The organism is Streptococcus mitis (assembly GCF_946190115.1).
GTDB classification, from domain to species: Bacteria; Bacillota; Bacilli; order Lactobacillales; family Streptococcaceae; genus Streptococcus; species Streptococcus mitis_CO.
Map to the genome: position 1 here is coordinate 60,008 of NZ_CAMHZG010000009.1, position 22,805 is coordinate 82,812.

The window sequence follows — 22,805 nt, forward strand, 5'->3', positions numbered from 1 at the left end:
CCTAAATACAATTGGCCCTTATTATAGGGCTTTTTATTTTTACCTTGAAAATAGGAAGCTCTCCCTATAGGGATCGACTGCATAGAAAAAAGGAAGCAAATTTACTTCCTTTCTATAATTAGTTATTCAAGGCTGCTGCCATTGTAGCTGCAACTTCAGCTTCAAAGTCGTTTGCAGCTTTTTCGATTCCTTCACCAACTTCAAAGCGAGCGAACTCAACTACTGAAGCGTTAACTGATTCAAGATATGCTTCAACTGTCTTGCTATCATCCATGATGTAAACTTGTGCAAGAAGTGTGTAAGCTTGGTCAACTTTAGTGTTGTCAAGCATGAAGCGATCCATTTTACCTGGGATAATTTTGTCCCAGATTTTTTCTGGTTTGCCTTCTGCAACCAACTCAGCTTTGATATCAGCTTCAGCTTGAGCAATCACTTCATCAGTCAATTGAGATTTTGATCCATACTTCAAGTGTGGTAGAGCTGGTTTGTTAACCATTGCACGGCTTTCGTTATCTTGGTCGATAACGTGGTTCAATTGTGCCAACTCATCTTTAACGAATTGTTCATCCAATTCTTTGTAAGAAAGAACTGTTGGTTTCATCGCTGCGATGTGCATTGACAATTGTTTAGCAAGTGCTTCGTCTCCACCTTCAACAACTGAAATAACACCGATACGTCCACCGTTATGTTGGTAAGCACCAAAGTGTTGTGCGTCTGTTTTTTCAATCAATGCAAAGCGACGGAATGAGATTTTTTCTCCGATAGTTGCTGTTGCAGATACGTATGCAGCTTCAAGGGTTTCACCTGAAGGCATTGTCAAAGCAAGAGCTTCTTCATTGTTAGCAGGTTTTCCTTCAGCAATAACTTTAGCTGTGGTATTTACCAATTCAACGAATTGAGCGTTTTTCGCAACGAAGTCAGTTTCAGCGTTTACTTCAATAACTGCTGCAACATTACCGTTAACGTAAACACCAGTCAAACCTTCTGCAGCAACACGGTCAGCCTTCTTAGCTGCCTTAGCCATACCTTTTTCACGAAGCAATTCAATCGCTTTTTCGATGTCACCGTCTGTTTCTACAAGCGCTTTTTTAGCGTCCATAACTCCGGCACCAGATTTTTCACGCAACTCTTTTACAAGTTTAGCTGTAATTTCTGCCATTTTGATTCTCCTATATTTTTTAAAAATAGGAGAGCCGGGCTAAGCCCCGCCCTCCTAGGTAATTACTATTTATATGAATTAAGCGTTGTCGCCTTCTACAACTTCAACGATTTCTTCAATTGAATCTGCTTGAGCTTCTGAAGCTGTAAATTCTGCTTCAACTGCTGCTGCATCTTCACCTTGACGTCCTTCGATGATAGCGTCAGCCAATTTAGCTGTGATCAATTTAACAGCGCGGATAGCATCATCGTTAGCTGGGATGATTACATCGATATCATCTGGATCAGTGTTTGTGTCAACCATCGCTACAACTGGAATTCCCAATTTTTTAGCTTCTTTAACAGCGATTTGCTCTTTATGTGGGTCAACTACGTACATAACATCTGGGATACGAGGCATATCTTCGATACCACCCAAGAATTTTTCAAGACGTGCACGTTGTTTATTAAGAAGTGCAACTTCTTTCTTAGGAAGAACTTCGAAAGTTCCATCTTCTTCCATACGTTTGATTTCTTTCAAACGAGCGATACGTTTTTGGATTGTTCCCCAGTTTGTAAGAGTTCCACCCAACCAACGGTGGTTAATAAAGTATTGACCTGAACGTACTGCTTCTTCAGCAACTGCATCAGCTGCTTGTTTCTTAGTACCAACGAACAATACAACTGCATCGTTAGCTGCTGCATCACGCATGAAGTCGTATGCTTGGTCAGCGTATTTTACAGTTTGTTGCAAGTCGATAACGTGGATTCCGTTACGCTCTGTAAAGATGTATTTAGCCATCTTAGGGTTCCAGCGACGAGTTTGGTGACCAAAGTGTACACCAGCCTCAAGAAGTTGTTTCATTGAAATTACTGCCATGAGTATTTCTCCTTTTTGTTTTTTTCCTCTTCTCGACTTCAACTTGCAAAACGACCCAAGAGCAACTGTTTCACAATTCATCAAGAATGAGTATTATCGTTCACACGACAAGTTTCATTTTACCATACTTTTTCAATATTTTCAAGCTATTTTGATATAATTTTTAATAGAGATTATCACAGTAAAACCTGAAAAGAGGGCTCTATTCGAGTCCCTCTGTAAATTAATCTGCATAAATATATGTTACAAAACCTGAAGACGTAGTTGTCGGATTGAACCACCCACGATGATTTCCAAGCGTGCGATTACCAGCATAATTTGATTCTGAAACTTGGATACGTGTTGTTGATTCTACAGCAGTGACTACCGCTACGTGTCCATAGCCACCATCATTCCAACATGCAATCGCACCAACTTGAGGTGTTGAACCTGTACGGAATCCTGCAGCAGCTGCACTTGTAGCCCACTGCGCTCCATTACCCCAATAGTCTCCAGCCCAAGGTGCTAATGTTTTAACTCCCCATGTACATTCTCCAATTGGATAGCTTGAAGCATTTGTACTGTATGTTGGGCGTTGTTTTACTGCCACAGGAGTATATGTTGCTGATTCCGAAGAAGCTACAGCTTGAACCTGTGCTGCAAAAGTTGTATTTCCAGAAGCAACAACTGTTTGTTGTTGACTTACTTGTTTTGCCTTGTAAGCTGCTTCTGCCTCTGCTGCTGCTTTTGCTGCTACTTCTGCTTCTGCTTTTTTCTCTAGCAAACTTGCTTTTTCATCTTCTGCTGTAGCTTTTTCAGCAGCAAGATTTAATTCTGCAGCCTTCAACTCAGCTTGTTTCGTTGTTAAAGCTTGCGCATCATCAGACAATTTCTGTTGATTTGCAATTACTGTATTAATTGCGTCATTGTTTGCCACTTGCTTCTCAGAAATTGCTTTTTTATCTGCTTTTTGTTGTTCCAACATTTTGTTGTTAGCAGATACGATTTCATTCATTGCTGCTACACGTGAAATAGCTTCTGTAATTGATTTTGAGTTTACAATCGTATTGATGTAGCTAGTTGCAGCTCCATTTGTTTGAGCACTACGAGCTTGCTTTTCCAAAGAATCATTACGAGACACAATATTTTTAGAAAGTTCTGTAATCTCACTCTCAAGTTTTTTGGATTCTGCTTGTAATCTATCATTTTCAGCTTGCAAGTTAGATTGCTCAGCTTGAATAGCTGATACTTGCTCCTGAATTTGGTCAACTTGTTTTTGGGCTTCTTGTTGTTGTGCTGTTAAGTTACTAATTTTATTATCTTGAGCAGCAATTTTGTCATCAGTCGTTTCTGCATGCGCAGTTGTTAAAACAGCTACTTGAGAAACCATTACTGTACTTAATAAAAGTGACGCTAAGATTTTTTTCTTCATATTACGTAGATACTCCTTCTTTTAAAGACAATACTAGTATACCAAAAAAAGGCCTAATGAATATTACGCCTTTGTTACATTTTTGTTTCTTTCTTATAGATAATATCTTTCAAAAATAAACTGAAAAATAAGTATCCACACAAGATTTAAAATCATGGATGGTACTAGGCTATAAACGATAAAAATCGGCAGACTATCTAGAGTTAAACCTACCACTAATGCAAAGAGATAAGCTCCCATATCAAATAGAAAACTCATAACAATCATAGCCAAGATTCTTGTCCAGCGATTCAACAAAATAACACTATTCAATTTATGAAGAAAGGCTCCCAATAAGATAAATAAGAGAGTTGCAATCCCTATTAGATGGAAAAAGTAAACATCGTAAACCAAGCCTATCACAAAACAATAGACTAGGTAGAGATACTCTGATACTTCTATCGTCTCAAATAAGAGAAATAGAAACAGAAAATGACTAGCCAAATGTACATGGGGGAAAAATGAGCCCAGAAGCTGGCTAATATGGGCGTCAATTAGAACAAAGAAAGGAAGCAATAAAAACACTCCAACCCGCTTCAACTGTCTCATCATGAATTCCCCACTAATTCTATCACATCCACATTATGAGTATCTGCACTCAATTTAACAGTTACTTCTCGTGTCAAATAGTCTGTACTATGCGTTGTGGCAACCACTTCACCAACAGGAATATCAGCAACGTTAAAGTTTCCTAATCCACCAGTGGTCACCTTATCTCCTGCACTAATATCGCTACTACTATTTAATTGACTAATTTTTAGAACTTCATTTTCCTTGTCATAGCCAACAATAATTCCATAAATTGTAGTAGAACCATGTTGAATTTTAACAGAAATCTTATCAGCATTTTCCGTATTTGTCAGAAGGTTGACCATGGTAGAGTTCTCCTCTACTTTTGAGACACTCCCAATCAAGCCACCATTTGCAATTGCTAACATATTCTCAGAAGCCCCTTTTGATTTGCCTGCATCTAAGGTCAACTCCTGCTTCCAAGATACCGGAGAACGCATAATAACATCTGCTGCCAAAGTCTTTGTAGCTTGCAATTTGGACTTCATATCAAGCAATTGGCGCAGTTGTTCATTTTCCGTCTTTAAACTTTCCGCCTCATTTGATTTAACTTCTAACTGGTAAATCTGTTTCTTCAAACTTTCATTTTCATTATATGTTCGTGTCAAATGAGCCAAATCTGATTTGACAGAATCAAACCACCGAAAAGGTTTTTGCACAACTCTATCAACCAATGAGATTCCATCTCCTAATTTTGTCACCATTGTACTTGAATAAGTCGTCGCTAAGAGAGCTGAGACAAGCAGAACAGTGACAAAAACAATAATGACATATTTTGATTTTTTAAAACGGTTCATATCCCTACCTTTATATCAAAAACTGTTACAGTAACTTTTTATCAATTCCTGAAAGCTACTAAGATTTTAAGAAAAATAAACAACAACCAAGTACGAGAACAACAAGAATGGTCAGCGTATCCTTTCGAGTCCATTTCAATTGTCGGTATTGACTTCTACCTTTTCCACCCTGATAACCACGCGCTTCCATGGCGATAGCCAAGGAATCTGCACGTTTTAAACTTGTCGCAAAAAGAGGAATCAAAATGGGAATCATCGCCTTTACTTTTTGAACGATGCTTCCTTCACCAAAATCCACTCCACGTGCTTTCTGTGCATTCATAATCCGCGTCGTATCATCCATCAATGTTGGGACAAAACGTAGACTCATGGACAGCATCAATCCAATTTCATGAACTGGAACTTTCACACGCTTTAAAGGCGCTAACAAAGCTTCGACAGCTGAGGCCAAACTTAAGGGCATGGTCGTTAAGGTTAACAAAGTTGAAAAGAAAATAATCAATACAAAACGACAAAAAATAATCCCAGCTTGTTGCAAAGCATAATCTGTGATTCTCAGAAACGAAAATTCAAATAAAACATTCCCATTAGAAATGAAAAAAAGTTGAAAAATAGTTGTGAAGGCAATCAAGAAAAACATAGATTTCAAGCCCTGAATAAAAAATGAAAGAGATACTCCTGACAAGGCAATAAATATCCCTGTCGCTATAAAAAGAATTAGATTCGTCAAGGGATTATTAGCCCAAAAAACGATCAAAATCAGTAGCATCATAGCCAGTAATTTGCTGCGTGGATCCAATCGGTGAACTATCGAATCCCCTGGGATATAACGCCCCAAAATCATACTATCCATTTAGCGACTCCTTGAACTCCTCTATCTTAATCGGTAATCGTTTAAATGACACGCCTCTATCAGCCAATCGTTTACAAAAGGCTGTAATTTTAGGTACTCCCAACTGCACTTCTTCCATAAAGACAACATCTTGAAAGATATCACTTGGTTTCCCACCCTTAACTAAACGGCCCTTTTCCATCACATAGACTTGGTTCGCATATTCAGCAACATCATCCATCAAATGCGTTACCAAAACGATGGTCATCCCTGACTGGTGGAGTTTTTTGAACAGGGTCATCAACTCTTTTCTACCCAAAGGATCCAGACCTGCTGTGGGCTCATCTAAGACTAATATGGCTGGTTCCATGGCAAGTATGCCTGCAATGGCGACACGTCTCATTTGTCCACCTGATAGCTCAAACGGACTACGATCAAAAAGTGATTCAGCAATTCCAACCAAAGCCAGTTTTTCACGCGCAATCCGCTCCGCATCTTCTTCAGAAACTCCAAAATTTTGTGGCCCAAAAGCAACGTCTTTCAAAACCGTTTCTTCAAAAATCTGATTTTCAGCAAACTGAAATACCAAGCCAACCTGTTTTCTAATTTGACGAATATCTTTATTTTTAGAAGTCGAGGTGATTAAGGTATCAAAGACCCGCACACTCCCTTGACTTGGCACCAATAAACCATTTAAGAGTTGCAAAATAGTTGATTTACCGCTACCTGTATGCCCAATTAAAGCCGTATAAGAACCATCTTCAATCGTCAAAGAAACATCCGACAAAGCTGTTGAAGCTAAGGGAGTACCTTCTTGATATGTAAAACTCACATTTTCTAGAGCAATTCCCATAGCTTATCCTCTAGCTCACTTTCTGTCAAATAATTTTCAGGCAAATCATAGCCATTCTGGCTCAAAGAATGTTTTAATTGATTGGCAAAAGGATTGTCTAATCCAATTTGATCTAAATCATTTCGAGAGAAAAGATCTCTTGGACTACTAGTTGATTCAATTGACCCTTTTTTCATGACCAATACACGATCACTCATGGCAACTTCTTCCAAATCATGTGTAATGGAAATGACCGTCATATCATAGTCTTTCCGAATTCCTTTTACTGTCTCAATCAGTTCTCTACGACCCTCAGGATCCAACATACTAGTTGCTTCATCTAGAATTAAAATAGCTGGTCTTAGGGCTACAACACCTGCAATAGCTACACGTTGCTTTTGGCCACCCGATAGACGCGCTGGTTCTCTCTTTTTAAAGTCCAACATGCCAACTAAAGCCAGAGCTTCCTCCACTCTCTTTTTCATTTCTTGACGAGAAAGGCCCTGATTTTCCAAACCAAAGGCAACATCATCCTCAACAGTCGCTCCAACAAATTGATTATCTGGATTTTGAAAAACCATACCGATTTGACGACGTATACTCCAAACATTCTCCTCAGTCAGCCGTTGGCCATCAATTGCAATCTCTCCGGATTCTGCTTCCAGTAAGCCATCAATTAAGCGAACCGTCGTTGATTTACCACTACCATTATGCCCTACAATCGAAAGCCATTCCCCACGTTTCACGTGAAACGTAATATCCTTCACATCATAGTATTCTTGACTTTCCTTATAACGAAAAGAAAGATTTTTTACATCAATTACTGATTTCATTTCGAACCAAATGTCCCTTTAAATACATAGGCACTACCCTTGAAATAATCATAGCCAGAATAGATAGTGAAAAATAAGGCTACATAAAGTAGAACTTGACCAAGCAAAGTCCAATGTAATAGCAAGAAAATAATCGCAAACATCTGACTAAAAGTTTTAATTTTTCCAGGCATTGCCGCTGCTAAAACCGTTCCACCAGTTTCAACCAATAAAAGCCTTAAACCTGTCACAGCCAACTCACGACAGATAATCACTGCAACAATCCAAGCCGGAGCCATACCTAACTCAATCAGCATAATAAAAGCCGACATAACTAGTAACTTATCCGCCATAGGATCTGCAAATTTACCAAAATTACTGACCACATTCCATTTACGAGCTAAATATCCATCTAAATAGTCGGTAATACTGGCAACAGCAAAGATAATAGCTGCCACTATATGACTATCTATCGAATTTCCTATCGTTAAAATAAAGATAAAAATAGGTATAAAGAGAATTCGACCTATTGTTAAGAGATTGGGAATTTGTTCTTTTTTCATTCGTTTTTCCTTAATTTTTAGTAAAGGTTACAGTGATTTGTCCAGTCTGAGCTGTTAATTTCGATAAATCAACAGTCTGATTATCTACTGTCAAAGCAACACCTTTTACAACACCTAACGTAATTGTTACAGGACTTTTAGTTGCAACTGTTGCTTCTGCATTTTTCTTCTCTGGCGATAAGGTTACACCGCCCTCAAGTTCGCTTTCTGAAACGCTGACCCAACTTGTAACATCTGAAACTGCCAATTGCAATTTAACTGTTTCCTTACTTGTCTTATAAGCGATTTCTACATGATTTCCTTCACCTGATACACTTATAGTTGATTCTACACTAGAAGAACTGCTAGATGAACTACTACTTGAAGAGTGGGGAACAGAGCTAGTTGAACTCATTGAACTTGTTGATTGAACCACACTGTAATTAGAAAGAGAAGGCCCCTCTGGTTGAGTTTGAATATAGTTCCAAACATAATAGGTCACAAAAATTAAAATCGATAAAGCAAAAAGGATAAAATAAAATAAAGGTAAAAAGGATGTTTTTTTCTTCTTTTTCTTACTTGAACGTCTACGACCTGTCAACTCATCTTCATCAACATCTACTTCCTCATAAGTAATCATACTCCCAGAATCATAAGCATCCAAAACAATTTGATCATCTAACTCAACAGCCCATGCATATTTTTTCAAGAAAGAACGCGTGTAAAAAGGACTTGGAAGTTGATCGAAATCGTCTGCTTCCATTGCTTCCAACATATCTAACTGGATTTCTGTCTTTTTCTGCAATTCATCTAAACTCAATCCCTGATTGATTCTAGCTAATCGTAAAACCTCACCAATTGTTTTTTTCCTCATACTTGTCATCCCTTCTTTCTAGTGTCTATTATGATAGGTTACTACGATGGGAATATTGTAAAATCAACTATATTCCCTTCATCTATTAAGTGATGTCCAGCATCAAGGACATCCTCTAAAGTAATTTCCTGTAAAATTTTCGGCAAATCAAAAATTGTCTCACCATGTTCAAAAGCATCATATTGCGTTGCAATAAATTCAAGAGAGTTCATGCTACTGAAAAATTCTCCAAACATCTCTCTTTTTATAATATCTAAATGATCCTCTGTAATATCTAAATCCTTTGTAAAATTACGAATGGCCTTCCTAAATTGATGAGATAAAGCAACTGGCTCCTTCGTATCCATTGTCAACATAACAAAATGAAAACGACTTGTTACTTCAATTTCAAGAGATAAGGAAGCATCTATTTTACCTGATTCATATAACTTTTGAAAACGATCCGAAGTCCAACCAAACATCATTGCAAACAATAATTTTAATAAAACATGATGTCGATAGCAATCCGCCTCAGCAATTTCTCGATTACCTCTAATCCCAATCGCTAGTTTAGGAGAAGATACTTCCATTCTCATACTGTCTGCTTGCTTTACAGCCTGTAAAACAAACTTTTCTCTTGCTAAATCCTGAACATCTAAATCTTTCAGTTCTTTTCTTTCAAAATAGTCCTGTACTCGCTCCACATCAAAATTACCAACTAAAAACAGAGACATGTTTACAGGTTTGTAAAATCTTGTAAAATTTTCTTGCAAATTAGTTAGATTGATTTGGGAAATGGACTCCTCACTTCCAACTATATCAGTTGCTAAAGGTGTGCCAGGATACAAATTCGCTAAAGTTGAAAAGAATAAACACGAATCTGGGTCATCTTGATACATTTCTCGTTCTTGCTGAATAATATCCTGCTCTCTTAAAATGGAATCTTCAGTAAAATGTGCTGATGTTACCAATTCATCAAGTAAGTCTAAATTTTCTAAAAAATGATCCGTTGCTGAAAAAAGATAGCTTGTTTTTGTAAAGCTTGTAAAGGCATTACTATCTGCACCTAGACTAGTAAAAGCTGACATCAAATCGCTAGCATCTTCTCTCTCAAACAATTTATGTTCAAGAAAATGAGCAATTCCTCCAGGATATTCTTTTACATCTCCGTCAACTTCTGTGACAAGCGTATCTACCGAACCAAACTGTACAGTTACACTCCCGTAAACCTCTTTAAATTCCTTTTTAGGCAAAAGAGCAATTGTCAACCCATTTGACAACCTTGTCCGATAAACCTTTTCTTTTACAGCTGGATAGTACCTTTCTTCAAAAACAACCTTTGTCATTCTATTCCTTCCATAAAGTAAATTGCTTGTAGTTTCACATTATTAGCTGCTCTACAAATAGCATCTTTGTCAACTTGCTCGAGTTTTGCAATCCAACCTTTAAAGTCTGCTGAAGATTTTCCAAGTAATGCATTTTGATAAGCACGTTCAATCAATGAACTTTGATTATCTTGAGAAAGTAACAAAGACCGACGAATCATTTCCTTGGTCTGCTCTAACTCAAGCTCTGTAAAATATCCTTTTTTTAAATCAAGCAGTTGATTATTCATCATTTTACGAGCCTGGTTTCGATTTTCTCGATCGATACCAGCATACATCCTCAAGAATCCACAAAACAAATCAAGCTGACTTGAAATAGTATAAGCTAATCCAGCATTTTCACGGACATTTGTAAATAGCTTAGAATGAGCAAATCCGCCCAGTAAACCATTCATTACAATCATGGGTAAATGTTGCTCATCACCATATTCACCAGAGCAATGATAGCCTAACTCTAAAATAGACTGTCCCACATTTTTCCGAACCATACCTTCCTGAAGGATATTGGAATAAGGTTGACAATACTGAACCTTCACATCTCCTTTTCGACCTTTAAAGACAAATGATTCTAATACATTTTGAATTTCGATCTCATTAAAATCACCTAGGAAAAAGAAATCTATTCGATCATTGGCCAAAAATTCTTGGAAACAAGAATAAGAACTTTGTGGAGTTTCAGCTAAAATACGATTTCGTAAATCACTATATTCCAATTGGAGACATTCATCATGAAAAAATAATTTATCCAATTCTTTATGTGCGAAATAAAAAGAATCATCCATATCAGCTGCTAAACTTGCTAGCAATTGTTTTTTCTCAATTTCAAATAAGGCCGAATCAAACCCATTATCAAATACTACGGGTGAAAAAAGAGTTTCTTTTACAAGTTCCAAAACCTGAGAAGTTAGCACATTTTTCCTACTTAAAAACTCATCACGAACATAGGTAAATGTCAATTCTACAATGTGACTTTGCCCTCTTCTGAAACAATTGGTTGATATATCTGTACCGTATAGACTGGCCAAATGTCTTCTCAAATCTTGAGAAGTGGGGTACATCTGATTAGCAGTCTCTAGCATACTCGCAGTCAACATGCGACCTACAATCGTATCGAGGGATAATGGAGCGGTAAAACGCACGGCGATTTTGTTCGTTTTAAACTTTTTTGATTGGATAAAATGTGTTGAAATTCCATGCACTAACTCCATGATTTACCTCCTTATATACAGACTTCTATTATATCACGAAAACCTGAAATTTTCTTGTTCTCTGTAACACTTTTGAAATAAAAATCGCTTACATTACTCCTTGTTTCTCTCACTATTTTTAGGAAAATATGGTATAATACCAAAGATTGAGGTGAATTATGGAATACAAATTATTTGAAGAATTTATTACCCTCCAAGCACTACTCAAAGAACTTGGAATTACACATAGCGGAGGAGCTATCAAATCATTTCTCTCTGAACATTCTGTTTACTTTAATGGGGAATTAGAAAATCGTCGTGGTAAAAAACTTCGTATTGGTGATAAAGTTGACATCCCTGACATGAATATTGACATCTTGTTGACACAACCTACTTCTGAAGAACAGGATGAATACCAAGATGATAAAGTTGAAAAAGAACGAATCGCTAAACTTGTCAAGGAGATGAATAAGGGAGTAAAAAAAGACAACTCTAAACCTACTTCATCACCAAAAAGTAAACAAGCTCCACGATTTCCTGGTAGATAATCATGTGGCTACAACACCTATCTCTCAAAACTTTTCGTAACTACAAAGAGACGAAAATAGACTTTAATCCTAAATTAAATGTCTTTTTAGGACACAATGCACAAGGAAAAACAAACATGTTAGAGGCTATCTATTTTTTAGCCTTAACTCGTAGTCATCGAACTCGAACAGATAAAAATCTCATTCATTTTGATGGGGAACAACTTCATCTTTCAGGTCTCGTTCAGAAAAAAACTGGATCTATTCCCCTCGAAATAGAACTAACACAAAAAGGCCGTGTGACAAAAGTTAATCATTTAAAACAGGCACGCCTTTCAGATTATGTAGGACACATGAATGTTGTCTTATTTGCTCCTGAAGATTTACAACTAATTAAAGGAGCACCTTCGGTTCGACGAAAATTCATTGATATGGAGCTTGGGCAAATTAAGCCAATCTATTTAGCAGATTTAACCAATTATAACCACATCCTAAAACAAAGGAACACTTATCTAAAATCAGCTCAAAAAATAGATGAAACATTCCTTTCTGTGTTGGATGATCAGTTAGTTGATTATGGATGTCGTGTAATGAATCACCGCTTAGATTTCATAAAAAAACTAGAATCATTTGGGCGTAAGAAACATTTTGAACTCTCTAATCAGATTGAAGAGTTGTCAATATTCTATCAATCTTCTGTAAAGCCAACTGACAAAGAAGACTTATCCGAATCTTTCAAAATTGCTTTAGAAAAAAGTAGATCCAGAGATTTATTTAAAAAGAATACTGGTGTCGGTCCTCATCGAGATGACATTTCTTTTTATATAAATGGGATGGATGCTAGTTTCGGAAGTCAAGGCCAACATCGTAGTCTCGTCCTTTCTATAAAATTAGCAGAAATCGAATTAATGGAAAGTATTACTACAGAATCTCCGATATTATTGCTTGACGATGTCATGAGTGAACTTGACAACACTAGACAGTTAAAATTATTAGAAACGATTTCTCATTCAATCCAAACCTTTATCACAACAACAAGCTTAGATCATCTTCAAAATCTGCCAGAAAATCTAAGCATCTTCACTATTCAGGATGGTAAAGTTTCTGTAAATGAAAATTGACAACATTGTAAAAGAACTCCTGTTTTTACTGGAGTTCTTTTACAATGTTTTTTTACATAGAATAATTTGGTGCCTCATTAGTAATTTGTACATCATGAGGATGGCTTTCTTTCAAACCAGCACCAGACATTTCAATAAATTGAGCATTATCGTGTAGTTCTTTAAGGTTAGCTGCACCACAGTAACCCATACCAGAGCGAATACCGCCAATCATTTGGAAAACAATATCAGCTGCCGCTCCTTTATAAGCAACACGACCTTCAATTCCTTCTGGAACGAGCTTGTTTGCTTCATTGACAGAACCTTGGAAGTAACGATCGCTTGAACCTTTCTTCATAGCAGCAATTGATCCCATACCACGGTAAGTCTTAAACTTACGTCCTTGGAAGATTTCAGTTTCGCCTGGAGCTTCATCAGTTCCAGCAAACATTGATCCAAGCATAACTGCATTTCCACCTGCAGCAAGGGCTTTTACAATATCTCCAGAATACTTGATTCCACCGTCAGCAATGATCGTTTTACCATATTCACGCGCAACAGCTGCAGCATCATAGATAGCTGTTACTTGCGGAACACCGACACCAGCAATCACACGAGTTGTACAGATTGAACCTGGCCCAATACCAACCTTGACAACGTCTACACCTGCTTCATAAAGGGCACGTGCACCTTCAGCAGTAGCAATATTTCCAGCAATCAAAGTACGATCTGGGAAATGAGAACGAATCTCAGCAATTTTACGCAAGACACCTGCAGAATGACCATGCGCAGTATCAATAACAATCGCATCCGCTCCTGCCTCAAAAAGAGCTTCTGCACGTTCAAAAGTATCTGAAGTAACACCTACTGCACCTGCAACTAGAAGACGACCAAAGTCATCTTTAGCAGCATTTGGGAACTCAATAACTTTTTCAATATCTTTGATAGTAATCAAACCAGAAAGACGGCCTTCTTCATCTACCAACGGAAGTTTTTCAATACGGTGTTCTTGAAGAATACTCTCAGCTGTTGCAAGATCTGTACCCACAGGAGCAGTAACAAGATTTTCACTAGTCATATGGTTTGAGATTGGTTGGTTATAGTCTGAAATAAAACGAAGATCTCGGTTTGTCAAAATACCAACCAATTTACGATTTTCAAGTGTTTCAACAACTGGAACACCACTAATGCGGTAACGACCCATAAGCTCATCTGCTTCAGCAATTGTATGTTCAGGTGTCAAAAAGAACGGATCAATAATAACTCCATTTTCAGAACGTTTTACCTTACGAACCTCGTCTGCTTGTTGAGCAATTGACATGTTTTTATGGATAACTCCGAGACCGCCTGCACGAGCAATAGCAATGGCCATTTGACTCTCTGTAACTGTGTCCATGGCAGCGGTAATAATTGGGATATTTAAAGTCAGATTATCTGCCAATTTAGTTGTTAAATCTGCATCGTTAGGCAACACATGACTTTCAGCTGGAATAAGCAATACATCATCAAAGGTAAAACCTTTTTTCAAAAATTTAGTGTCCCAATTAGACATTCGAAGTTTCCTCTTTTCTTTCTTTTTGAGCTTGACTCTTTTTATATTGTATCTATCATACCATTCTATAAAAATTTGTCAAATGTTACAGGGGTAAATAAAAAACTATCTTTTCTTCGAGATAGAAATGATAGTTTCTTGTAAAATAAACTTAGTTAAAGTAATGAAGTCCCATTGCTCCTTTAACCTCAGATAGGGTTTGACCTGCAACTTCACGCGCTCTTTCACTACCTTTTTGAAGCATATTATAAACTTCTCCCATATCCTTAGCAAATTCAATACGGCGCTCACGAATAGGACCAAGTTCACGTTCTAATATTTCAAGTAGATAACGCTTGGTCTTCACATCACCAAGACCACCTCGTTGATAATGTTCTTTCATGTCAGCAATTTCTTGAGTATCTTCTGGACGACCAAAAACATCTAGATAATGGAAAACCATATTTCCTTCAATTTTACCTGGATCCTCAACGCGGATATGATCTGGATCTGTATACATACTCATCACTTTTTTACGCAAAGTATCCGCATCATCAGCTAAATAAATACCGTTATTGAGTGATTTAGACATTTTAGCATTTCCATCTAAACCAGGTAAACGCCCTGCTCTCTCATTTTCTGGATAAATACCTTCCGGTTCCACCAAGACATCACAATTATATGCATTGTTAAAAGAACGAACAATCTCACGAGTTTGCTCAATCATTGGTTTCTGATCTGTCCCAACAGGAACATAATTGGCCTTGAAAGCTGTGATGTCAGCTGCTTGAGCTATTGGATAGACCAAGAATCCTGTCGGAATACTTTCTCCAAATCCTTTCTGAGCAATTTCTGTCTTGACAGTTGGATTGCGCTCCAAACGTGCTAATGAAACCAGATTCATATAATACATAGACAACTCAGCCAACTCTGGAATCTGGCTTTGAATAAAGATAGTTGATTTACTTGGATCCAATCCAACTGCAAGATAATCCAAAGCAACATTTCCGATAGACTCTACAATGGTTTGAGGATCTTTAGCATGATCTGTCAAAGCTTGTTGGTCAGCCAAGAACACAAACATATCATACTTATCCTCTTCCTGTAATAAAACTCGATTTTTGAGACTTCCAACATAATGTCCAATATGCAATTTCCCTGTTGGACGGTCTCCTGTTAAAATAATGGGTTTAATCATTTTATTCTCCTTCGATATAGTCCCTTCAATTATAGCATTTTTTTAATGAAATAACCGTAATTTATCAAAATAAATCAGTCTTGCTATTTACGGATTCGTGTAAAGTATACTGTAAATGTAATTTACATAAAATTGACAGATAAAAATTTGAATATTTCCGTATTTTCTAGTAGAATAAATATATTACACATATAGGAGAAAAATATTGCTTACAGTATCTGATGTTTCACTACGTTTTAGTGATCGCAAACTTTTTGATGATGTCAATATCAAATTTACAGAAGGAAATACTTATGGATTAATCGGTGCTAATGGTGCCGGAAAATCAACCTTTTTAAAAATTTTAGCTGGAGATATCGAACCTACTACTGGTCACATCTCTCTTGGTCCAGATGAACGTCTCTCTGTTCTTCGTCAAAATCACTTTGACTATGAAGATGAACGTGCCATTGATGTTGTTATCATGGGAAATGAAAAACTTTATAGCATCATGAAAGAGAAAGATGCCATCTACATGAAGGAAGATTTCTCAGACGAGGATGGAGTGCGTGCTGCCGAACTCGAAGGAGAGTTTGCCGAGCTTGGGGGCTGGGAAGCAGAAAGTGAAGCCTCTCAACTACTTCAAAACCTAAATATCCCAGAAGAATTGCACTATCAAAACATGAGCGAATTGGCCAACGGTGAAAAAGTAAAGGTTCTCCTCGCCAAAGCACTTTTTGGTAAACCAGATGTTCTTCTTTTGGACGAGCCTACCAATGGTTTGGATATCCAATCAATTACATGGCTAGAAGACTTCTTGATTGATTTTGATAACACCGTTATCGTAGTATCCCACGACCGTCACTTCTTAAACAAAGTATGTACTCACATGGCCGACCTTGACTTCGGAAAAATCAAACTCTATGTCGGAAACTATGATTTCTGGAAGGAATCTTCTGAACTCGCTGCTAAATTGCTAGCAGACCGTAATGCCAAAGCAGAAGAAAAAATTAAGCAATTGCAAGAATTCGTTGCTCGTTTCTCTGCTAATGCTTCCAAATCAAGACAAGCAACATCACGTAAGAAAATGCTTGATAAGATTGAACTTGAAGAAATTGTACCATCTAGTCGTAAATATCCATTTATCAACTTTAAAGCGGAACGTGAGATTGGTAATGATCTCTTGACAGTAGAAAATCTAACTGTAAAGATTGATGGTGAGACTATTTTAGATAATATCAGCTTTATCTTGCGTCCAGGTGATAAGACAGCGCTTATTGGACAAAATGACATCCAAACGACTGCATTAATTCGTGCAATCATGGGAGACATTGACTATGAAGGAACTGTCAAGTGGGGAGTAACTACTAGCCGTTCTTACTTGCCAAAAGATAACTCAGCAGATTTTGCAGGAGGAGAGTCAATCCTTGACTGGTTGCGTCAATTCGCAAGTAAAGAAGAAGATGACAATACTTTCCTACGCGGTTTCCTTGGCCGTATGCTCTTCTCTGGAGATGAGGTTAACAAACCTGTCAACGTCTTGTCAGGGGGAGAAAAAGTTCGTGTCATGCTTTCAAAACTCATGCTATTAAAATCAAATGTCCTTGTCCTCGATGATCCAACAAATCACTTGGACTTGGAATCTATCTCAAGCTTGAATGATGGATTGAAAAACTTTAAAGAATCAATCATCTTTGCCAGCCATGACCACGAGTTTATTCAAACTCTAGCTAACCATATCATTGTCTTGTCTAAAAATGGCGTCATTGACCGTATCGATGAAACCTATGATGAATTCCTAGAAAATGCAGAAGTACAAGCAAAAGTTAAAGAACTTTGGAAAGACTAAATAAAACTTCAAAACTCAGTTGGGTTAACCAGCTGAGTTTTCTAACATTTTATGAGGTAACATGAAATTATTTTTTAAAACATATTGGACCTATTTTGTTTCTTTCATCATTCCCATAATCATTATGATAGGAGTATATCTATCTCAAGGTATCTACTGGAATAGCGACAACTCTCCTCTATTAGGAGATGGCTTTCATCAATACGTTATTTTTGATATAGCTCTAAGAAATATCCTACATGGAAATGGTAGTTTGTTTTACACCTTTACAAGTGGCCTCGGATTAAATTTCTATGCCCTATCTAGTTATTACTTGGGAAGTTTCCTTTCACCTCTGGTTTACTTTTTTAATCTAACGAATATGCCAGATGCTGTCTATCTGACAACTCTCTTAAAATTTGGATTGATTGGTCTGTCAACTTATTTTAGTTTAAACAAATTATTTCAATCGATTCCTAAGCCTTTAAAACTAGCTTTATCTAGTTCCTATGCTCTGATGAGTTTCTCTGTCAGTCAATTAGAGATAAAAACCTGGCTAGATGTTTTTATCTTGATTCCTTTAATTATCACTGGTTTACACCTACTTATAACTGAAAAGAAACTCCTTTTGTACTTTACAAGTCTGTCAATCTTATTTATCCAAAATTATTATTTTGGCTATATGACAGTATTGTTTCTTATTTTCTGGTATCTCTGTCAAATTTCTTGGGACTTTAAAACTCGAAAACCATCTTTTCTTGATTTCATAATCACCTCCGTTTTAGCTGGTATGGCTAGTTTGATTCTGACTCTGCCTACTCTATTTGATTTACAGACACATGGGGAAAAATTAACTGAAATTACAAAGTTTCAAACTGAAAGTAGCTGGTATCTTGATCTCTTTGCTAAACAATTCATTGGTTCCTTTGACACAACAAAGTATGGGGCCATCCCAATGATTTTTGTTGGACTACTTCCCTTTATTTTGACCATTTTATTTTTTACGCTGAAATCTATTAAGTTTCACGTGAAACTTATCTATGCAATCTTCTTTGCATTTCTAATTGCAAGCTTTTATATTGAAGCTCTTGATTTATTTTGGCAAGGCATGCATACTCCAAACATGTTTTTACATCGCTATGCTTGGATTTTCTCCACCTTGTTAATTTACACAGCAGCAGAAGTCTTAAATCGTCTGAAAGAACTTAAAGTATGGAATTTTTTAGTTTCGCTTTTTCTTGTAGTAGCAGGATTTTTAGCTACCATCTATCTAAAATCACATTATTCTTTTTTAACAGATTTGAATATTCTGCTTACTCTTGAATTTTTAGTTGTCTATTCTCTTTTACTCCTTGCAGTTATCAAAAAATTTATCTCTGTAAATCTATTTGCCATTCTAATCTCTTTATTTATAATGGTTGAAATGAGTTTAAATGCTTCATCTCAAATAGACGGAATTGCTAAAGAATGGGGTTTTGCTTCTCGAAGTTCATATAATCGAGATATCCCAGCTATGGAATCTTTCTCAACATATATTGGAAATCAATTTACTCGTACTGAAAAACTACAAACTCAGACAGGAAATGACAGTATGAAATTCAACTACAATGGAATCTCTCAATTTTCATCTGTTCGAAATCGTTCAGCAAGCTCTACTTTGGATAAACTTGGGTTTAAATCCTCTGGGACTAATCTCAATCTCCGCTATGCAAATAATAGTATTTTGGCTGATAGTTTATTTGGTATCCAGTACAATATCTCAGACAGTCCTATTGATAAGTATGGTTTTAAAGATATCTATCAAAAAGATAATCTTACCCTATATGAAAATCAATACTCTCTTCCGATTGCATTTGCTAGTCAATCTGTTTACAATGATGTCAAGTTCAATGAACACACTTTGGATAATCAAGCCTCGTTTTTAAATCAACTTGCTAACGTCGATTTTGATTATTTTTCTCCAATCCCTTATGACAAAACAGAAAATACTAATGATTTGATTAGTGTTACAAGTTCTTCAAATGAGGATGCAGAAATCCAGTATCAAATTGAAGTGCCAGAAAACAGTCAAGTTTATTTTTCTTTCACAAACCTTCACTTTTCTAATGACAAACAAAAAAAGGTTGACATCCTTGTAAATGGGGAAAAGAAAACTTTTACAACTGATAATGTCTTCTCCTTCTTTAATCTAGGCTATACTAAAGAGAAAAAAACTTTCAATATTAATGTTAGTTTCCCTGGAAATTCACAGGTATCATTTGAACCTCCTACCTTCTATCGTTTAGATACCAAAACTTTTACCGAGGCAATTCAAAAAATTAAAGAACAACCTGTCACAGTATCAACTTCTAAAAACAAGGTTTTTGCTACATATGATGTACAACAAGATACGTCTATTTTCTTCACCATTCCTTATGACAAAGGTTGGTCTGCCTACCAAGATGGTAAGAAAATAGAAATGAAACAAGCTCAAACTGGCTTTATGAAAGTTGACGTTCCTAAGGGGAAAGAAACTATTACACTTTCCTTCATTCCCAATGGTTTTATTACTGGAGCAATCTGTTCCTTTACTTCTCTCTTACTATTTGGAATCTATAATTACAAACGAAAGTCATCTAAGGCATAAAAAATCGACCAGTTAATCGGTCGATTTTTTAATCTTCTTCCATTTTCTTAGGTTGATAGGCTAGCATACCTAAACCAGTAAATAGAGCTAATATCATAACAAGTAAAATGACTTGATGATGAATATTTCCTGTCATAGAGATTGTTTGTCGTAATCCCGAAACTGAATAACTCATTGGTAACCAAGGATTAATGGCTCTAAAGAAATCATTTGTCAAAGCAAGTGGGTAAGTACCTGCACTTGATGCTAACTGTAATAAAAGCAAAATAAGAGAAAAGAAAGCTCCTATACGGCTATTCCATGTTGTTAAAGCGGTCACCATGGACATGAATACTAAACTTGTTAGGATAATGAGGATAAATGTTCTCATCTCATGATTTGCAGTTAGACCAATAAGATGAACTCCTCCATATACCAAAATTCCTGCCAAAACAGCTATAATACCATTTATTTCAGCTCTAGATTTCAACCAAGACCAACGGCTCTCTGGATGACGTCCTGAAGGTAGCTTCGCAAAGATCATATTCGTTGATATTGCTGCAACAAAAAGAGCAACTGATATCATATAAGGAGCCATTGCAATTCCATTTACAGGAACTTGGTCATTGTCAGTTTTGGAGATACTGAGAGGATTTGACAAAATCTCTGCATTTTTAGATTCTGTTGATGCTGACTTGAGTTGATCACTAGCATTACCTAATCCTTGTCCCAAAGAAGCAACTCCTGTCTGTAAACCTTCCAATCCAGAAGTTAACTTTGTTCCACCTTCTGCTAGTTTCCCAGCTCCATCTGCCAATTTATTAGCTCCACTTTCTAATTGAGAAGCACCTGAAATTAACTGACTGGATTTGTCAGCTAGTTGGCTAGATCCTGACTGCAATTTATCAACTCCTGCTATCAATTCTTGACTCTTGTTATTCAATTGGTTAGAGCCAGTTGATAATTTTTCAATACCAGACACTAATTCTGGAGTTTTTTCAACTAATTGACCAACTCCTGCTGTCAAGTTAGAAGATTTTTGTGTCAAGGTAGTTGAGCCTGAAACTAGTTGATCCAAACTACCTGTCAAGGTGGAATTCTTTTCACTTAGTTGACTTGCGCCTTGAGAAACTTTATCAACACCTGTAGTATATACGTTTACACCTGATGCAATCGACTGACTGGCAGGAACTAATTTGCTAGTAACAGCTCCTTGTATCTCTGTTAATCCACTTGACAATCCTGTCAAAGAAGTAGAAGCAAGCGGTAATACTTGATTAGCTTGATTTTTTAAAATCGAAAGATTAGATGATTGATTTTGTAAGTTTTCTAAACTTCCCTGTAAACCTTTAACTAAAGCTACAATTGACTGAGCCGATTGAATACTATCAGTTGAATTTTGAGATACAGAAGCTCTTATCTCAGCTTGTTGCTCACTTGTCAATGATTGATAAGCTGCTGTCGATTGAATATTGGCTAATGTAGTTGTTTTTTCAGACTGAGCACTTGCTAACATTTGATTAGAAAGAGATGCTATACTTGATAAAACAGAATCTAATTGTTTTGTATCTCCAACATCAATATTTTGAATAGCTTTATTTAACTGATTTAGACCTGAAGATAATTGATTAATTTGATCTTTTTTCCCAGACGAAGCATCTAACTTGCTAGAAAGTTGTTGAATCCCTTCACTTAATTGCTCCACCCCCATTCGAAGTGTAGCTGATTGATTGGATAACTGATTAGCACCTGTTGTAAGACTTCCCACTCCCTTGGTGTAGGCACTAACACCAGATGAAAATTGATTAAGACCAGCATTAAGCTGAGAAACACCGCCAGTATAGGACTCTACACCAGTATATAACTGATTGATTCCTCTTACTAATTCAGGATTTTTAGAAGATAATTGATCTAATCCGCTATCTAATTGACTCACTGCACCAGTATATGTAACTAAACCACTATTAAAATTTCCTAAGCCAAGATGAAGTTGTTCGACACCAGAAACATAAGCAGATAATCCTTTAGTAAACTGCTCCGTTCCATTTGAAAATGTTAAACTTGAATCTGCTAAAGAGTGCAGGTTGGTAGTTAATGTTTGACTTCCTGTCACTAATTGATTCGCTCCATCAGTTAATTTTTCACTACCAGAAGCTGCTTGACTCATACCATCTTTTAATTCGACCATCTTGTTAAATAAAGCTTTAGTATAGGTCTCAGTTACATTGGTAGAAACATTCTGCTTCAATTGTGTCATCGCAGAATCGCTCATCTTGCTGGCAATAAAGCTATGACCACTTGAAGTCTGATAATCAATTTGCATTTGCTCTGGATGATCCGTTAAAATAGAAGCTGCTTTTTCAGATAAATCACTGGGTAAAGTCACTACCATATAGTAATCGCCATCTTCCAATCCCTTCTTTCCTTCATCTTCATCCACGAAATGAAAATCCAAGGTTTTATTTTCTTTTAAATTGGACACCATGTCTTTTCCTATAGACATGCTATTACCATTATAGGAAGCCTCTTTATCATTATTAACAACTGCCACAGGTAAGTCAGACAATTGCCCATATGGATCCCACATTGAGGACAAAAATATGATATTGTACAGAGCTGGAATAAGAGAAATCCCTATCATGACAATAATAAAGGTTGGTTTTTTAAAAATTGCTTTCCATTCTTTAAACATAGTTTCTCCTTTCTTAAACATATTGTCTAAAATTTTGATATAATAGATTATACAATAAAAAATCTAAA

19 protein-coding genes are annotated in these 22,805 nt (G+C 36.6%); 4 read left to right on the forward strand and 15 right to left on the reverse strand.

Going from position 1 to position 22,805, the window contains the following annotated elements; translation table 11 throughout:
• Positions 1–118: 118 nt before the first annotated feature.
• The 12 genes from tsf to yfmF form a co-directional block, all read right to left on the reverse strand.
• Positions 119–1,159, reverse strand: coding sequence for a translation elongation factor Ts (gene tsf / locus N8L90_RS06400; RefSeq protein ID WP_000808073.1), 1,041 nt, complete (start codon positions 1,157–1,159; stop codon positions 119–121).
• A gap of 78 nt (positions 1,160–1,237) precedes the next feature.
• Complete coding sequence (rpsB, locus tag N8L90_RS06405; RefSeq protein WP_000268460.1) at positions 1,238–2,017, reverse strand: 30S ribosomal protein S2; 780 nt, start codon at positions 2,015–2,017, stop codon at positions 1,238–1,240.
• 223 nt (positions 2,018–2,240) lie between these two features.
• Positions 2,241–3,428, reverse strand: a complete 1,188-nt coding sequence (gene pcsB / locus N8L90_RS06410) for a peptidoglycan hydrolase PcsB (RefSeq protein ID WP_000727020.1) — start codon at positions 3,426–3,428, stop codon at positions 2,241–2,243.
• A 93-nt stretch (positions 3,429–3,521) separates the two neighbouring features.
• Complete coding sequence (mreD, locus tag N8L90_RS06415) at positions 3,522–4,016, reverse strand: rod shape-determining protein MreD (RefSeq protein WP_261024712.1); 495 nt, start codon at positions 4,014–4,016, stop codon at positions 3,522–3,524.
• On the reverse strand, positions 4,016–4,834 hold the full coding sequence (gene mreC / locus N8L90_RS06420) for a rod shape-determining protein MreC (RefSeq protein ID WP_261024693.1): 819 nt from the start codon (positions 4,832–4,834) through the stop codon (positions 4,016–4,018). Before mreC ends, mreD begins: the two co-directional genes overlap by 1 nt.
• Positions 4,835–4,892: 58 nt before the next feature.
• Positions 4,893–5,687: an energy-coupling factor transporter transmembrane component T family protein gene (locus N8L90_RS06425; RefSeq protein ID WP_261024694.1), complete on the reverse strand. Its 795-nt coding sequence runs from the start codon at positions 5,685–5,687 to the stop codon at positions 4,893–4,895.
• Entirely contained in the window at positions 5,680–6,519 is an 840-nt protein-coding gene (locus N8L90_RS06430) for an energy-coupling factor transporter ATPase (RefSeq protein ID WP_261024697.1), read from the reverse strand. Before N8L90_RS06430 ends, N8L90_RS06425 begins: the two co-directional genes overlap by 8 nt.
• The gene (locus tag N8L90_RS06435) at positions 6,504–7,331 is read right to left on the reverse strand and encodes an energy-coupling factor ABC transporter ATP-binding protein (protein ID WP_261024699.1); all 828 of its coding nucleotides are present in this window, start codon (positions 7,329–7,331) and stop codon (positions 6,504–6,506) included. Before N8L90_RS06435 ends, N8L90_RS06430 begins: the two co-directional genes overlap by 16 nt.
• On the reverse strand, positions 7,328–7,873 hold the full coding sequence (gene pgsA, locus N8L90_RS06440; protein WP_000712126.1) for a CDP-diacylglycerol--glycerol-3-phosphate 3-phosphatidyltransferase: 546 nt from the start codon (positions 7,871–7,873) through the stop codon (positions 7,328–7,330). The genes N8L90_RS06435 and pgsA overlap by 4 nt, the downstream gene beginning before the upstream one ends.
• Positions 7,874–7,883: 10 nt before the next feature.
• Positions 7,884–8,726 carry a cytoskeleton protein RodZ gene (gene rodZ / locus N8L90_RS06445; protein ID WP_001227961.1) on the reverse strand — a complete coding sequence of 281 codons (843 nt, stop codon included), beginning with the start codon at positions 8,724–8,726 and terminating at the stop codon, positions 7,884–7,886.
• 41 nt (positions 8,727–8,767) lie between these two features.
• The gene (gene yfmH / locus N8L90_RS06450; protein ID WP_000170227.1) at positions 8,768–10,051 is read right to left on the reverse strand and encodes an EF-P 5-aminopentanol modification-associated protein YfmH; all 1,284 of its coding nucleotides are present in this window, start codon (positions 10,049–10,051) and stop codon (positions 8,768–8,770) included.
• A complete protein-coding gene (gene yfmF / locus N8L90_RS06455) occupies positions 10,048–11,298 on the reverse strand; it encodes an EF-P 5-aminopentanol modification-associated protein YfmF (RefSeq protein ID WP_000424255.1) in 1,251 nt (416 codons plus the stop codon). The genes yfmH and yfmF overlap by 4 nt, the downstream gene beginning before the upstream one ends.
• Before the next feature lie 158 nt (positions 11,299–11,456).
• Between yfmF and yaaA the strand changes: the two genes are divergently transcribed.
• Together yaaA and recF are read left to right on the forward strand one after the other, a co-directional pair.
• On the forward strand, positions 11,457–11,825 hold the full coding sequence (yaaA, locus tag N8L90_RS06460; protein ID WP_000455892.1) for a S4 domain-containing protein YaaA: 369 nt from the start codon (positions 11,457–11,459) through the stop codon (positions 11,823–11,825).
• A 2-nt stretch (positions 11,826–11,827) separates the two neighbouring features.
• The gene (recF, locus tag N8L90_RS06465) at positions 11,828–12,925 is read left to right on the forward strand and encodes a DNA replication/repair protein RecF (RefSeq protein ID WP_261024700.1); all 1,098 of its coding nucleotides are present in this window, start codon (positions 11,828–11,830) and stop codon (positions 12,923–12,925) included.
• Positions 12,926–12,977: 52 nt separating this feature from the next.
• Here recF and guaB read toward each other — a convergent pair whose 3' ends face one another.
• Positions 12,978–14,456: an IMP dehydrogenase gene (gene guaB, locus N8L90_RS06470; protein ID WP_261024701.1), complete on the reverse strand. Its 1,479-nt coding sequence runs from the start codon at positions 14,454–14,456 to the stop codon at positions 12,978–12,980.
• 151 nt (positions 14,457–14,607) lie between these two features.
• A complete protein-coding gene (gene trpS / locus N8L90_RS06475) occupies positions 14,608–15,633 on the reverse strand; it encodes a tryptophan--tRNA ligase (protein WP_261024702.1) in 1,026 nt (341 codons plus the stop codon).
• Between the two features lie 205 nt (positions 15,634–15,838).
• Here trpS and N8L90_RS06480 point away from each other — a divergent pair, with 205 nt between their 5' ends.
• Positions 15,839–17,461, forward strand: a complete 1,623-nt coding sequence (locus tag N8L90_RS06480; RefSeq protein ID WP_000958774.1) for an ATP-binding cassette domain-containing protein — start codon at positions 15,839–15,841, stop codon at positions 17,459–17,461.
• A gap of 61 nt (positions 17,462–17,522) precedes the next feature.
• On the forward strand, positions 17,523–20,066 hold the full coding sequence (locus tag N8L90_RS06485) for a YfhO family protein (protein ID WP_261024703.1): 2,544 nt from the start codon (positions 17,523–17,525) through the stop codon (positions 20,064–20,066).
• A 28-nt stretch (positions 20,067–20,094) separates the two neighbouring features.
• On the opposite strand, the gene N8L90_RS06490 is transcribed toward N8L90_RS06485, so the two are convergent.
• Positions 20,095–22,737, reverse strand: coding sequence for a YhgE/Pip domain-containing protein (locus N8L90_RS06490; RefSeq protein ID WP_261024704.1), 2,643 nt, complete (start codon positions 22,735–22,737; stop codon positions 20,095–20,097).
• Positions 22,738–22,805 lie beyond the last annotated feature (68 nt).

Coding starts and splice junctions, on each gene's coding strand:
- tsf (WP_000808073.1), bottom strand. CDS start 1,159: ATGGCAGAAATTACAGCTAAACTTGTAAAAGAGTTGCGTGAAAAATCT.
- trpS (WP_261024702.1), bottom strand. CDS start 15,633: ATGATTAAACCCATTATTTTAACAGGAGACCGTCCAACAGGGAAATTG.
- guaB (WP_261024701.1), bottom strand. CDS start 14,456: ATGTCTAATTGGGACACTAAATTTTTGAAAAAAGGTTTTACCTTTGAT.
- N8L90_RS06425 (WP_261024694.1), bottom strand. CDS start 5,687: ATGGATAGTATGATTTTGGGGCGTTATATCCCAGGGGATTCGATAGTT.
- N8L90_RS06435 (WP_261024699.1), bottom strand. CDS start 7,331: ATGAAATCAGTAATTGATGTAAAAAATCTTTCTTTTCGTTATAAGGAA.
- yfmF (WP_000424255.1), bottom strand. CDS start 11,298: ATGGAGTTAGTGCATGGAATTTCAACACATTTTATCCAATCAAAAAAG.
- N8L90_RS06490 (WP_261024704.1), bottom strand. CDS start 22,737: ATGTTTAAAGAATGGAAAGCAATTTTTAAAAAACCAACCTTTATTATT.
- pcsB (WP_000727020.1), bottom strand. CDS start 3,428: ATGAAGAAAAAAATCTTAGCGTCACTTTTATTAAGTACAGTAATGGTT.
- yaaA (WP_000455892.1), top strand. CDS start 11,457: ATGGAATACAAATTATTTGAAGAATTTATTACCCTCCAAGCACTACTC.
- mreC (WP_261024693.1), bottom strand. CDS start 4,834: ATGAACCGTTTTAAAAAATCAAAATATGTCATTATTGTTTTTGTCACT.
- pgsA (WP_000712126.1), bottom strand. CDS start 7,873: ATGAAAAAAGAACAAATTCCCAATCTCTTAACAATAGGTCGAATTCTC.
- yfmH (WP_000170227.1), bottom strand. CDS start 10,051: ATGACAAAGGTTGTTTTTGAAGAAAGGTACTATCCAGCTGTAAAAGAA.
- recF (WP_261024700.1), top strand. CDS start 11,828: ATGTGGCTACAACACCTATCTCTCAAAACTTTTCGTAACTACAAAGAG.
- rpsB (WP_000268460.1), bottom strand. CDS start 2,017: ATGGCAGTAATTTCAATGAAACAACTTCTTGAGGCTGGTGTACACTTT.
- N8L90_RS06485 (WP_261024703.1), top strand. CDS start 17,523: ATGAAATTATTTTTTAAAACATATTGGACCTATTTTGTTTCTTTCATC.
- rodZ (WP_001227961.1), bottom strand. CDS start 8,726: ATGAGGAAAAAAACAATTGGTGAGGTTTTACGATTAGCTAGAATCAAT.
- mreD (WP_261024712.1), bottom strand. CDS start 4,016: ATGAGACAGTTGAAGCGGGTTGGAGTGTTTTTATTGCTTCCTTTCTTT.
- N8L90_RS06430 (WP_261024697.1), bottom strand. CDS start 6,519: ATGGGAATTGCTCTAGAAAATGTGAGTTTTACATATCAAGAAGGTACT.